Here is a 14,094-nt window from a genome sequence, read left to right on the forward strand (position 1 = left end):
TCAGTCGCACGATCTTTATACTTCAATGCTGTCACTTGTGAACCATCACCAACCACTTCAGTACTTAAAGCATTGGTAATAACTGTGGTATTCGGTAAGCTATTTAACTTGTCCTGTAAGACTTGGTCAGCACGAAGTTTGGTATCAAACTCAACCAAAGTCACATGCTCAACAATCCCTGCTAAATCAATCGCAGCTTCTACACCCGAGTTACCTCCACCAATCACTGCAACTCGTTTACCTTTAAATAATGGACCATCACAGTGTGGGCAGTACGCAACACCACGTGTACGGTATTCAGCTTCACCTGGAACATTCATTTCTCTCCAACGAGCACCTGTTGAAAGAATGATGGTCTTAGACTCAAGCTTAGCACCATTTTCTAGTTCAACTTCAACCAAACCATTGGCCGTTTGGTCTGCGCCTGTGATTTTGCTGACTCTTTGTAAGTTCATGATGTCCACGCCGTATTCACGAACATGCGCTTCCATATCTTGAGCAAACTTAGGACCAACTGTTTTTTGGATCGTGGTAAAGTTTTCAATATCCATGGTATCCATGACTTGACCGCCAAAACGTTCAGCCACAATCCCTGTTTTGATCCCTTTACGCGCTGCATAGATCGCTGCTGTACCACCTGCAGGACCACCACCAATCACCAATACATCAAAAGCATCTTTCGCATTGAGAAGTGCTGCATCTTTTTCCGCTGAGTTGCTATCTAACTTCGCGATGATTTCTTCCAAAGTCATACGACCCTGACCAATATGTTGATTATCTTGGAACAACATTGGGACTGCTAAGATTTTGCGTTCTTCAACTTCTTCTTGGAAGAAACCACCATCAATCATGGTCGCAGTTGCATCGGGGTTATAGATCGCAATCAAGTTCAACGCTTGAACTACATCTGGACAGTTGTGACAACTCAAAGATACAAACACATCAAAGTTTGATTTTAAGTTCAAACCTTTAATCTGATTTAACACCTCATCAGATACCTTCGGTGCATAACCTGAAACTTGTAACAATGCCAAGATCAAAGAGGTGAACTCATGTCCCATTGGTAGACCAGCGAAGAACACACGAGGTTGCTCACCTGCTTTAGCCACACCGAAACTAGGACGGCGAGCGTTTGAACCGTCAAAACGCGCCGTAACTTGATCAGAAAGTTCAGCAATTTCAGTCACGAGTTCTTTGATTTTTGCAGCTTTATCGGATTCATCTAAAGCAGCCACTAACTCGATTGGACTTTCTAAACGTTCTAAGTAAGCTTTTAATTGAGTTTTAATATTTTGATCTAACATGTCTTTCTCCAAATTCTAAGCAGTTCAAATCAGCTAAATTCATTCAATGAAGCTATAGTACGCAAAACTAATAAATAGGTAAAACAGTATGTTTTTATGGGTTTGATCGGATTTTTGAATTTAAGATAAAATAAACATTTTGAAGATTTTTATACCTAAAAATTTGAATATATTCAAACTTGTTATATAACTGCAATTATTTCATGGCATAGCCTAAAGGAAAAATAGCATGGCATTACAACGTGGCATCTACCAACACTATAAAGGGCAACTTTATCAGGTTTTCAACGTAGCGCGTCATAGCGAAACCGAAGAAGAATTGGTGGTGTATCAATGCTTATATGGAGATTACTCGATGTGGGTACGTCCACTCAGTATGTTTACCGAAACAGTTCAGCTTGAAGATGGACAGGTGATTCCACGTTTCAAATTGATACAGATCACTTAATTGTTTTATTAGGTCTTGCATCGCGATAGGCGATAGTGTTGTGGGCTACATCCCATCATTTTATTAAATGCACGGGTGAAGTTTGCAGGGTTGGAATAACCCAGTTCATAGGCAATATGGGTGATGGTAAAGGTTGAATTTTGTAGAAGGTCGATAGCTCGTTCAATGCTGATCTGCTGTTTTAAGACCTGAAACTCGACACCCTGTTGCTGTAAATAGCGTTGCAGGGTTTTGGTAGAAATATTTAGAACTTGAGCGCATTCAGTTAATGTTGGAATCTGATGGGCTTGTCTTAACATCATGCTGACCCATTCAACAATTTCACCTTGATGATAAATTTTTTGAATCTGTTCCTGACAACGTTGTTCTACAACTTTTAAGCTATGTGCATCTGCTAAAGGCAAGGGAAGTGCTAATTGCTGCTGATCAAGTACAACTCTGATCCCTGTAAACCAAGTGTAATTGAAATGAAACTGAGCTTTGACAAGGTGTATGTATCTATCACTGTAGGCAGGCTCAGGAATACTTAAATAAATTTGATAGCGTTGTAATTGCTGACCTGCAAGCTCAAATAGACTGTAATAAAATCCGACTGCAATTGCTTCGATATGGAAGCTTAAACAACGTTTATTCATCTGCAAGATGGGTTCAAATAATAATTCGACCTTTTGCTGCGCTTGTGAAAACTGAATGGAAAGCTTAAAGCTCGGCATAATCAGCTTGAAATATTGTGCAATTAATTTTAATGCATGATCCAGATTGGGACTGGTCATAAGTGCATAACCGACCAAGCTATGTGAACTTAGTTTCAAATTTCTGCCTAACTGAAAGGCTAAATCTTCTGTATTCGGTAAACTTAATCCTAACTCAATAAATTGTTCGATTTGCTGAATTGATAAAAACTCAGTTTGTGATAATTGATCCTTAAATTGGTTTAAAACTGAATTATCGTATTGATTGGTACTGATCAATATCTCAATCAAACGTAAATAATAGCGAGCTGGAATAACAGGGATTTGTTGTTTATGCACAATAAATCTCCACTAAAGTCTTAAAATGATAATATGAAGTCTTAAAATGATAATATAGCAACTGTTCAGAAGAACACAATCAATTCAAGCAAAACATTAAACGCTTGATTGAGGAGTTTAGAATGAATATGCATGCGCAATTAGATGTAGAACAAACAACTACACCATTTAAGGATAAAAAGCGTCATTTGTGGTTACTTGGTCTTGCAGTACCTGCTATCGCGATGAGTGGACTTGCTGGCTATCAATTTGGACCTAAAAAATCGAAAAAGTTTTTTGCCTCATTTGGACCATTATTTATCCATGGTGTGATCCCAACTCTAGACAAATTAATTGGTGAGGATACTGAAAATCCACCACTAGATGCGATTGCGGACTTAGAAGCTGACCCATATTACTCTCGCATTGTGAAGCTTTTTATACCACTCCAATATGCAACTAACGTTTATGGAGCCTACTTAGCAAGTCGAAAAGGCACATCTGTAGCTGATCAAGTTCTATTAGGAACTTTAGTTGGTATGGTGAATGGTATTGCAATTAATACTGCACATGAATTAAGCCATAAAAATGGTCGTTTAGAACATTATTTATCACATCTTGCATTAGCGCCATCAGGGTATAACCACTTCAGAATTGAACATCCATATGGGCATCATCGTCGAGTAGCAACGCCTGAAGATCCTGCATCATCACGTTTGGGTGAGACCTTTTGGAAGTTCTTACCACGTACAGTAATTGGAAGTTTTAAATCTGCAATTGAGATAGAAAAGAAACGTTTAGAACGCAAAAAACTACCATTTTTCTGCAAGGAAAATGAACTGATTCATGGTTGGGCCATGTCAGCAATTTATCATGGCTTGATGTTTAAGAAATTTGGTATGCGTTCAGTTCCATTTCAACTCACTCAAGCTACATATGCGGTGACTCTATTTGAAGCCGTTAACTATATTGAACATTATGGTTTAAAACGTGAGAAGAAAGAAAATGGGCAGTATGAGCGTACTTTACCTGAGCATAGTTGGAACAATAACAATGTAGTGACTAACTTGTTTTTGTATCAATTACAGCGCCACTCAGATCATCATGCAAATCCAACACGTAGCTTTCAAACTCTACGTCATTTTGAAAATGCACCACAGTTACCAGCGGGCTATGGAGCGATGATTTTACCAGCCTTTATTCCTTCATGGTGGTCAAAAATTATGGATAATCGAGTAGTAGAGCATTACAAAGGCAATATGGAGAAAATTAATATTCATCCAGACGCAAAAGAAAAAATATTAGAGAAGTATGCTGAACAAGTTGAAGTCGAAGCTGCTTAACAAATTTAAGAAAAAACCAGCCTTAACATAGGCTGGTTTTTTATTTAAGAGGCTAAAAGATAAAGTCGTTTAAAATGAAGATCAAACTCAAGGTATTTATGGACAAAAGCAGTCTTATCAGTTGTGCGTAGCAAATTGTCATACACAAATTCTGGAACAGGGTGATAAAGCTCGGCTGTGCCATTGCTGTATAAAATTTTTAAGTAGCGTGAAGAAATATCATATTTCCAAGAGGTTACAACAACAGTTTTTTCCATATATTTGCCCCCATTTTAGTTTGATCATTTAGTACATACGAAAAACTCTTTATGTTTCATAATTTGACATTACTCCATGTAAAGCAGGCTGACAATTGATAAATGAATTTCGTTATAAATTTATAAGTATAAGAATTGTAAAAAATTTACTATTGAATTGAGATCGATGTATCGCAAAAAAAGTGAGCAAATGACAAATAAAAAGAAACCACTCTTTTAGAGTGGTTTCTTTTCAACATTGTTAAATCTAAAAATTAGATTTTACCCACTAGGTCAATCGATGGAGCAAGAGTCGCTTCACCTTCTTTCCATTTAGCAGGGCAAACTTCGCCTGGGTGGCTTGCTACGAATTGAGCAGCTTTAAGCTTACGTAAAGTTTCTGAAACATCACGTGCAATTGCATTGTCATGAATTTCAGCAGTTTTAATTACGCCTTCTGGGTTGATGATGAACGTACCACGTAAAGCTAAACCAGCTTCTTCGATATGCACATCAAAAGCACGTGTTAATTGATGTGTAGGATCGCCAACTAATGGGAATTGAGCTTTACCTACAGCAGGAGAAGTTTCGTGCCATACTTTATGAGAGAAGTGAGTGTCAGTTGTTACGATATAAACTTCTGCACCAGCTTTTTTGAACTCTTCATAGTTTTCAGCAGCATCTTCAACTTCTGTTGGGCAGTTAAATGTGAATGCAGCTGGCATAAAAATAAGAACAGACCATTTGCCTTTAAGATCAGCATCAGTTACTTGAATGAATTCACCGTTGCGGAATGCATCAGCTTTAAATGGTTTAACTTCAGTATTAATCAAGCTCATCATTGTCTCCATGATTGAGGTTTATCTTTAAACTTGTTTGCGAGGTCTAGAATAAATAATTTCTAGTTATTGGGGAAATAGTATTTTTACATGACTAAAATCGGAAAATTAAATGATCCGAGATCGATAGCTTTCACCCAAAAAAAGATATTTCCATTTGACTCCATTCACATGAAGCAAAAATGACAAATATCGAAAATGATCGTGCTCTACAACATGAAGCCGATCGCCTTAAAATTCAAGGGTAAAATTGAAAAAAATAAAATTATATAAAAAACCATAATCTGCACGAAGTTCATGCATGTTGGAGATATTATTGTTTATGCTTAAATATTGGTCCAAATGTTTCTTGTTTCAAATGTTTGGGATGTTTAGAATTTGAGATAGGGTAGAAATACTGTGAAGTATTAAGCAGGATTAAAGTTAACAGCGAGCGAGATTACTCGTATTCAAAGAGAATTAATACAACAAATGACAGATCAATTGAGAGAAAAATTTGAGAATCTTGAACTCAATGCGGGTTTAGGCAAGATTAGTGCTTTTATATCTATGTCTGTAGGATTATTAAGCATTTTCAGTGCTTTATGCTTTTTATTTCCTTCAGTTCTCACCATGCCAGAACTACGTCCGCTATACGTTAAACATTATGATGCTTTTTATTTTAGTTTGATGATCGCGATTGTACTTAGTGTCGGTTTTGGTGCTTTTAGTGCGATTTTTAGACAAAATCGATATGGGTTTTATGGTTTGTGTTTCGCTTTAGTTGCGGCTGTTTTGGGATGTGGGTTAATCAAAGCTCCAACATTGCCGAACATTCCTTTCTATGCAGGTATTGACTATTTCGTACTAACACTTGTGATCTTGGCTTTAGTTTTTATTCCTTTAGAAGGTTTTTTTGCTAAAAATCCCCATCAAAAAATACTTAGAGTGGGATGGGTGACGGATATGAAATATTTCATGTTCAGTCACATTGGAATTCAACTCTTTACCTTTCTAACAGTCATGCCGATTCAGTATTGGATTACTCATCTTCCGAATAATCCAATCGTTCCTTTTGTACAAGCACAGCCGATTTGGTTGCAATTTATAGAGTTGTTGATTGTTGTTGATTTCGTTGTGTATTGGTTGCATCGCGCGATGCACGAGGTGAATTTCTTGTGGCGTTTTCATGCGATCCATCATTCAACGGAACATATGGATTGGTTAGCATCTTCACGTTTACATATTGTCGAAGTATTGATGACGCGATTTATTGCAACCTTACCGATATTTTTATTAGGTTTTCATACCTCAGCCGTTTTTGCTTATCTCGTATTTATTTCTTTTCATGCGATATTCATCCACTCAAATGTACGTTTTAGATTTCCGTATTTACGCTGGCTGATAGCTACCCCTGAGTTTCATCATTGGCATCACTCTTCAGAGAAACCTGCGATTGATAAAAACTATGCGGCATTTATCCCATTGTATGATGTCATTTTTAAAACAGTGTATATGCCAAACCATTTGGCAAGTGTATATGGAACTGTGGGGTATAAGATCCCCAATAGTTTTGTAAAGCAATTTGCGTGGCCATTTAAAAAATACGTCAAACAGTTACGTAATCGTTTTGATCATTCATCTAAATCATAAAAACCAAACTAGAACTACAGCAATATCATCAATAGATTTCTGTAGTTCCTTTGCATAGCAAGATTTTAAGGCGTAAAATAGCCGATTATTTAATTTTCAGGAAAGCTGTTCAGTGCAGAGTCATTTAAATGTAGATCAATTGGTTATGGCACGTGACCGTCACCGTTTAAATCGACTGCGCAAAGATAAAAAAACAGAAACAGCAGAAATCGAAAAACTATTTGAACAATCAAACCAAAAGGTAAAACAGCGTTTAGCTCGCTTGCCTAAGATCAAACTCAACCAAGATTTGCCTGTTACGCAATACGCCGATCGTTTGATCGAGGCTATTCAAAAGCATCAGGTGATTATTGTTGCAGGTGAAACAGGCTCTGGTAAAACCACACAGCTTCCTCAAATCGCAATGCTTGCAGGTCGTGGACTTACTGGCATGATTGGACATACACAACCACGTCGTTTGGCTGCACGAAGCGTTTCGCAACGTATTGCGGAAGAAGTTGGTGAAAAGCTTGGCGAGTCAATTGGTTTTAAAGTTCGCTTTAATGAGCAAGGTTCTCAAGACTCGATCGTTCGGTTGATGACGGACGGTATTCTGTTAGCTGAATTGACTAATGATCGATTCTTATCAAAATACGACACCATTATCATTGATGAAGCGCATGAACGCTCTCTCAATATCGACTTTATCATGGGCTATCTGAAGCAATTATTGCCGAAGCGTCCTGATTTAAAAGTGATTGTTACGTCTGCAACCTTAGATGTAAATCGGTTCAGTCAATATTTTAATAATGCACCAATTTTTAAAGTCGAAGGTCGCAGTTACCCTGTTGAAGTTCGTTATCGTCCTATTTCTGAATTGAGTATTGCTGGTAGTGATGATGATGAGTTCGATGATTTTGAGGAAAATCTACCTAGAGCCGTTGTTCAAGCTGTTGAAGAGTGTTTTGCTGATGCTGAAGCAAAAGGTCATCCTGAACATGCTGATATTCTAATTTTTGCCAGTACAGAGCAAGAAATTCGAGAATTACAAGAAACATTGCAGAAATATGGACCACGTCATACAGAGGTATTACCTCTATATGCACGACTAGCTCTCGCTGAACAACAAAAAATCTTTAATCCTGGTGGTAAAGGTCGCCGCATCATTATTGCCACGAACGTAGCAGAAACGGCATTGACCGTTCCAAATATCCGCTATGTGATTGATAGTGGATTTGCACGTATCTCACGTTATAACTATCGATCGCGTGTTCAGCGTTTGCCAATTGAAGCGATTTCACAAGCAGCAGCCAATCAACGTAAAGGGCGTTGTGGTCGTATAGCAGCGGGTGTGTGCATTCGTCTATATAGCGAAGAAGACTTTTTAAGTCGTCCTGAGTTTACCGAACCAGAGATCAAACGGACGAACTTGGCTTCTGTAATTTTACAAATGCAAAGTCTTGGTTTAGGTAGTTTAGAAGATTTTGACTTTATTGAGCCACCTGATTTTCGTTTGGTAAATGACGGTCGTAAGTTGCTTATTGAATTGGGTGCCTTGAACGAACGCAAGAATGATCTGACTAAAGTTGGTCAAATGATGGCACGTATGCCGATTGATCCTCGTTTAGCACGTATGATTATCGGTGGAGCACATTTTGGGGTACTTAAAGAAACCTTGATTATTGTTAGTGCTTTAGCGATTCAAGACCCTCGTGAGAGACCAGCAGATAAACAAATGCAGGCAGATCAAAAGCATGCTTTATTTAAAGAAGCTGATTCTGACTTTTTGTTCTATTTAAAATTATGGAATACATTGCAAACAAGCCCTGATGCTCAATCTGAAAATAAACGCCGTCAGTTTGCACGCCAACATTTTCTGAGTTGGTTACGTTTGCGTGAGTGGAAACAAACACATCAACAATTAGTAGAGTTGGCAGAAGGTTTAAAACTTAGTTTTAATGAAAAGGGTGCAAATTATGAAAATTTACATCGAGCTTTATTAACTGGTTTACTTTCATTTATTGCCAACAAAACTGATGAACGTAATACCTTTATGGCTGTTCGTCAGCAAAAAGCCAAAGTTTTCCCAGCCAGCACATTGCATAAAACCAATACAGCGTGGGTTATGGCATTTGAGATGGTAGAAACATCCCAAGTTTATCTGCGTACTTTGGCGAAAATAGATCCTGAATGGATATTGTTAGCTGCTCGAGACCTATTGAAATATCACTATTTTGAACCACATTGGTCAAAAAAAGGTGGCATAGTAAATGCCTATGCTCAAATTTCCTTATTTGGTTTGATTATCGAACCTAAACGTTTAGTGAACTTTGAGAAAGTTGATCAGGCAGCTGCACATGAAATCTTTCTGCGTGATGCGCTCACGACTGGCAATTTAGGCATTACCCCTGCATTTTTAAAACATAACTTGCTTAAACTTGAAGAAGTGGAGCGAGTTGAGGATAAATTACGCCGCCGTGATTTAGTGGTCGATGAAGAAACGATTTATCAATTTTATGCAGAACGTGTACCAGTTGAAGTGGCGAGTCGACATAGTTTTGAAGATTGGCGAGCGACCGTAGAAGCAAAAAATCCTCGTTATTTGTTTGTTGAGGATGACGCACTCTGGATGAGTGATCGTCCAACTACGCAACAATTTCCAGATTATTTGCACAATGGGCAATTACGTTTAGCAGCAAGTTATCGTTTTGATCCAAGTCATGATGAAGATGGGGCTACGGTTAAAATTCCTGTGCAAGCATTGCCTCAAGTGGATGAAAAGCAATGGTCATGGGGAATACCTGGCTGGCGGCAAGATTTGATCGAGGCTTTATTAAAAGCACTACCTAAAGATAAACGCCGCAATTTAGTTCCAATTCCTGATACAGCCAAAAAGTTAATGCAGGGTGTCGATGCTGTTCATTTACGTGAGCATCTATTTAACTATCTCGCTTTTGCTCTACGTGGAGAGCAGATTACTGAAAAAGATTTCTCGTTTGAACGTATCGATCAATACCTTGTTCCTTTTATCAAAGTGATTGATGAAAAAGGAAAATTAATTGCACAAGGTCGTGACTTAGATGAATTAAAGGCGAGATGCCGAGTTGAAACTCATCGTCCAGTAAAACAACAGCAAGGCGAGTTCCAAGCCTTCCCTGAGAGCTTTATCTTTGAAGCTTCTCAAAAGGTTACAGGAGTGATAGTTAAACAGTATCAAGCGCTTGTTCCCACAAAGATATTTTTTGCACTTGAAGCAAAAGATGAATCAGGTGTGGTTGTACAAACGTTTAATGATCAGCAAGAAGCCATCAAACAGCATCGTGAAGGTGTCATTCGTCTGATTCATATGCAGCTTGGAGATTTGATTCGCCAACTGAAAAAGCAGATTTCTAAACCTTTGGCTTTGGCATATTCTCCATTGGGTGAGCGCGCTAAACTCGAACAAATGTTGGTTTATGCAACCCTACAAGTATCAATCCAACAACTTCCACAAAATGCTGAAGAATTTAATACCTTAGCACTTGATGTAAAAAAACACTTTTTGAGCAATGGTCAAAAAGTACTAACGGACATCACTGAAATTTTTACCCAATGGCAGCAAGTTCGTCGTGAGTTGTTGGTTTTAGATCAAGATATATTCGGTCGTAGTATTGACGATATAGAGGATCAGTTGGATTTAATGTCATTGGCGGACTTTGTTTATAGCAAACCAAGTGAGATTTGGCAGGAATATCCACGTTATTTAAAAGCATTGCTATTGCGTTTAGATCGTTTGCCAAATAATCTACAACGTGACCTTGCTGCAATTGATGATGTCGATCCATGGATGGACAAAGTATTTAAGTTTAAAAATGATCCTAAAATCAAAGAAATGTATTTGATGTTAGAGGAATTGAGAATTTCCTTGTTTTCTCAACCAATGAAAACAAAGATGCCAATTTCACCAACTAGATTACAAAAACTATGGGATCGATTAGCAATCGGTTAAACTGAGCAATAATGAAAGTTAGAACCATTCTTTACAGGAGTTTTACATGGGCATCCGTATAACAGGTACAGGTTTGTTTCACCCAACTGAAACAATTTCTAATGAAGAGTTGGTTGAAAGTTTAAATGCTTATGTAGAACAATTTAATCAACAAAATGCTGACAAAATTGCAGCAGGTGAGATCGAAGCTCTACGTGGTTCAAGTCCTGAGTTTATTGAAAAAGCATCTGGTATTAAAAGCCGTTACGTGGTTGAGAAGTCAGGTATTTTAGATCCAACACGTTTACGTCCGCGCTTACAAGAACGTAGTAATGATGAACTTTCGCTCCAAGCCGAGTGGGGGGTAATTGCTGCTAAACAAGCGATGGAAAATGCAGGTGTTACTGCTGAAGATATCGATGTTGTGATTTTGGCATGCTCAAATATGCAACGTGCTTATCCTGCTGTTGCGATTGAAATTCAGTCGGCATTAGGTATTAAAGGCTATGCTTATGATATGAATGTCGCGTGTTCAGCTGCAACATTTGGTTTAAAGCAAGCTTATGACGCTGTGAAATGTGGTGCTCGCCGTGTTTTACTTTTGAATGTTGAAATTACCTCAGGTCACTTGGATTATCGTACACGTGATGCGCACTTTATTTTTGGTGACGTTGCAACTGCTTCTATTATCGAAGAAACTGAAACCAAATCAGGTTATGAAATCTTAGATATTCATTTGTTTACCCAATTTTCAAATAACATCCGCAATAACTTTGGTTTCTTAAACCGTAGTGAAGATGCGGTTGTTGATGACAAATTGTTCCGTCAAGATGGGCGCAAAGTGTTTAAAGAAGTTTGTCCACTTGTCGCAAAAATCATTACAGCACAGTTGGAAAAATTACAATTAACACCTGAACAAGTTAAACGCTTCTGGTTGCATCAAGCGAATGCTAATATGAATGAGTTAATTTTAAAACTCGTTGTTGGTAAGGATGCTGATTTAGATCGTGCACCAATTATTTTGGATGAGTTTGCTAACACTTCTTCTGCGGGCGTAATTATTGCAATGCACCGTACAGGCGAGCAGGTAAATAATGGTGAATATGCTGTAATTTCATCATTTGGCGCAGGATATTCGGTTGGTTCGATTATCGTACAAAAACATATTGCTTAAATTTTATAGGCAAAAATAAAAAACCGCATCAATGATGCGGTTTTTTTGATTTCAGCTTATTTAAGTAAGATCGCTAGGTCGATGACTTGTGGAGTGGTGTTACCACCAATAGTTGAAGCTGCTAAATTTGGTGTTCCATCTACACTGATAGCTAAACGTGCTCTAGGTGTTGTAATTGTTGTATCGCTATTTAAGTCGACTCGATAAAGTACAGATGGTCCAGTTTCACCTGCCACAGTCGCTAAAGCTAAGCCATTGTCACCACCAGCAATATCAAAGCCATTGTCTATACCTAAGTTGATTCCTAAATTACCGATCAGGTTTAATGTACCTTCGTTTGGTGGATTCTGTTTAGTGAGAGTTTTGCCTGTTTGATCAAGATCAAATAGTTCAGTAGCTAACATCGCAATAGGTGTTGCGAAACTATTGGTATATGCAGCTGCCGTAACTTTAGCCTCAGAAATTCCGTTAATATCGCCATCTTTTATAGTATCGCCAGTATCGACGTTAATTCTTAAGTTCTGGCCAGTATTACTGATTACGCGGAGTCGATCTGCTAAAGGGTTGAAATCAACTGCGAAACTTGTACCATCTAGATTTGTGAAAGTACTACTGGTAGCTGGTTTGAGTGCTGTGATGAGGCTTGCTAAACCCGTGTCTGTATTGATCGTATACAAATTCCCTTTATTGGTTAATCCATATAGCTTGCCAGAATTGTCAGTTGAGGTTCTAAAACGGTAATCGATACCGATAAATTTCTCATCTACAAGCAATCCAGTGAGGCTCTTTTCAATTACAGTATTTGGATTGGTAATAACGAAGCTAAGCAGTTTATTGTTTGCTGTTAAACCATAGCCTTGAGCTGTGGCATCGGTTGAACGTTTTAATGCAATACCACGAATCCCCATGCTATTAAAACTATTATTCAAGTCATGTGATTCAAAAACAGCATCGCTTGAGGTGCCGACATTAGCTAGATTAAGTTTAAAAAATTTATAATTGCCTGATGCGAGTTTGAGTGCGGCAAAACCTACATTGCTGACAGGGTCTATATCAAAACCGCCACCGCCGTTTGTATTAATGTCTGCACCCAAAGTCGTAGAATTACCTAATGTACCTGCGTTCGCATTTTGAAGATAAATGCGATCAGAATTTTGGTCAATGCTATATAGTTTGGTTGAACCTGTGCCAGCAAAGGCATTGGTATAAGCACCTGCAACAACTGCTGCAGTACCTGTGGCTAAATTAATCGTGCCATCTGTAATGGTTGCACCAGTATCAACATTGATACGCAAGTTTTGTCCTGTGTTAGAAATTACACGTAGGCGATCTGCAGCAGGGTTAAAATTGACAGTGATAAGGTTGGCATCACCCATAATTTGTGTGAAAGATGCATTTCCATCTGTAGTATCGCTCGGGTCGGCGATTAGTTTTCTCAGGAAAATTGCTTCGCCATTGTTTGGATTTAAAGTATATAAGTTCCCTTGTAGACCAACAGCATAAAGTTTGCCGTCTTTAGGGCGGTAATCAATACCTACCAGTTCATCTCCAGACATTAATCCTTTAATCTTGCGGTTAGACACAACCTTGTCAGGCATTGATCTATCGACTGAACTAATCATTCCATTGGCAGTTAGAATTAAAGTATCGCCAGTATTCACATTTGACGACTCGGTATCGTTGTCTGAATCACTATTACAACCTAACAATGCAAAGCTTGCTAATGCAGTAACAGTCAAAGCTGTAATTTTCTTATTCATGTGTCTATCCTGATCTCAAAGTTATTTATAATAAGAAGTCGTCTTCCAATGAACGGTTTAAATTGACAATGCTTCTTGATATTCATTTTTGTTTGGAGGAAATTCCAAAAAAGAGGGATGTATTAAGTTAAAAAATACAAATCACAATTTTTTGAAATTCACTTCTACTTGAATCAGGTTATGCGGACTAGGGTATAAAGTAAATTAATGTTTTTAAGTGATTTTTTGGTAGTAGCGTGTCGATTGGTAATTATTCACGAGGAATTCACGCTCGTTAAGAAACGTTAATTAGTGCACAGAAATTATTTTAGGACTTACGCACTATTATTTATAGATTCTCTGTGGTAGCAGATGATTTTTATCGAGAATAAAGTCATCAATGAAGTTTTTGATCATTGGTCT

At 38.0% G+C, this 14,094-nt stretch carries 10 protein-coding genes; 5 read left to right on the forward strand and 5 right to left on the reverse strand.

All coding sequences use genetic code 11. The features are described 5' to 3' along the window. Positions 1–1,304, reverse strand: a 1,304-nt coding sequence (gene ahpF, locus MKL32_RS00810; protein WP_270900067.1) for an alkyl hydroperoxide reductase subunit F, incomplete at its 3' end; no start/stop codon positions are given. A 229-nt stretch (positions 1,305–1,533) separates the two neighbouring features. On the opposite strand from ahpF, the gene MKL32_RS00815 reads away from it, so the two are divergent. After that, positions 1,534–1,752 (forward strand): DUF1653 domain-containing protein, encoded by a 219-nt coding sequence (locus MKL32_RS00815; protein WP_039046993.1) that lies wholly within the window; start codon positions 1,534–1,536, stop codon positions 1,750–1,752. An 8-nt stretch (positions 1,753–1,760) separates the two neighbouring features. On the opposite strand, the gene MKL32_RS00820 is transcribed toward MKL32_RS00815, so the two are convergent. Next, positions 1,761–2,783, reverse strand: a complete 1,023-nt coding sequence (locus MKL32_RS00820; protein WP_270900068.1) for an AraC family transcriptional regulator — start codon at positions 2,781–2,783, stop codon at positions 1,761–1,763. 122 nt (positions 2,784–2,905) lie between these two features. Between MKL32_RS00820 and MKL32_RS00825 the strand changes: the two genes are divergently transcribed. Then, entirely contained in the window at positions 2,906–4,105 is a 1,200-nt protein-coding gene (locus MKL32_RS00825; protein WP_270900069.1) for an alkane 1-monooxygenase, read from the forward strand. A gap of 44 nt (positions 4,106–4,149) precedes the next feature. Here the strand turns inward: MKL32_RS00825 and MKL32_RS00830 are convergent, their stop codons facing one another. Next, positions 4,150–4,362, reverse strand: coding sequence for a KTSC domain-containing protein (locus MKL32_RS00830; RefSeq protein WP_126132215.1), 213 nt, complete (start codon positions 4,360–4,362; stop codon positions 4,150–4,152). Positions 4,363–4,616: 254 nt separating this feature from the next. Next, complete coding sequence (gene ahpC, locus MKL32_RS00835; RefSeq protein ID WP_004662563.1) at positions 4,617–5,180, reverse strand: alkyl hydroperoxide reductase subunit C; 564 nt, start codon at positions 5,178–5,180, stop codon at positions 4,617–4,619. 471 nt (positions 5,181–5,651) lie between these two features. Here ahpC and MKL32_RS00840 point away from each other — a divergent pair, with 471 nt between their 5' ends. From MKL32_RS00840 to MKL32_RS00850, 3 genes are all read left to right on the forward strand, one after another. Further along, the gene (locus MKL32_RS00840) at positions 5,652–6,812 is read left to right on the forward strand and encodes a sterol desaturase family protein (protein ID WP_270900070.1); all 1,161 of its coding nucleotides are present in this window, start codon (positions 5,652–5,654) and stop codon (positions 6,810–6,812) included. Between the two features lie 112 nt (positions 6,813–6,924). Further along, on the forward strand, positions 6,925–10,779 hold the full coding sequence (hrpA, locus tag MKL32_RS00845) for an ATP-dependent RNA helicase HrpA (protein WP_075696400.1): 3,855 nt from the start codon (positions 6,925–6,927) through the stop codon (positions 10,777–10,779). A gap of 46 nt (positions 10,780–10,825) precedes the next feature. Beyond that, positions 10,826–11,932 (forward strand): beta-ketoacyl-ACP synthase III, encoded by a 1,107-nt coding sequence (locus MKL32_RS00850; protein ID WP_004953654.1) that lies wholly within the window; start codon positions 10,826–10,828, stop codon positions 11,930–11,932. 56 nt (positions 11,933–11,988) lie between these two features. Here MKL32_RS00850 and MKL32_RS00855 read toward each other — a convergent pair whose 3' ends face one another. After that, positions 11,989–13,692: a DUF4394 domain-containing protein gene (locus MKL32_RS00855; protein ID WP_270900071.1), complete on the reverse strand. Its 1,704-nt coding sequence runs from the start codon at positions 13,690–13,692 to the stop codon at positions 11,989–11,991. Positions 13,693–14,094 lie beyond the last annotated feature (402 nt).

The organism is Acinetobacter sp. AOR34_HL (genome assembly GCF_027854795.1).
GTDB lineage: Bacteria > Pseudomonadota > Gammaproteobacteria > Pseudomonadales > Moraxellaceae > Acinetobacter > Acinetobacter junii.

Excerpts from the sequence above, each read along its gene's own strand:
- MKL32_RS00825 (WP_270900069.1), top strand. The coding sequence starts at position 2,906 with ATGAATATGCATGCGCAATTAGATGTAGAACAAACAACTACACCATTT.
- ahpC (WP_004662563.1), bottom strand. The coding sequence starts at position 5,180 with ATGAGCTTGATTAATACTGAAGTTAAACCATTTAAAGCTGATGCATTC.
- MKL32_RS00815 (WP_039046993.1), top strand. The coding sequence starts at position 1,534 with ATGGCATTACAACGTGGCATCTACCAACACTATAAAGGGCAACTTTAT.
- MKL32_RS00850 (WP_004953654.1), top strand. The coding sequence starts at position 10,826 with ATGGGCATCCGTATAACAGGTACAGGTTTGTTTCACCCAACTGAAACA.
- MKL32_RS00840 (WP_270900070.1), top strand. The coding sequence starts at position 5,652 with ATGACAGATCAATTGAGAGAAAAATTTGAGAATCTTGAACTCAATGCG.
- MKL32_RS00830 (WP_126132215.1), bottom strand. The coding sequence starts at position 4,362 with ATGGAAAAAACTGTTGTTGTAACCTCTTGGAAATATGATATTTCTTCA.
- MKL32_RS00855 (WP_270900071.1), bottom strand. The coding sequence starts at position 13,692 with ATGAATAAGAAAATTACAGCTTTGACTGTTACTGCATTAGCAAGCTTT.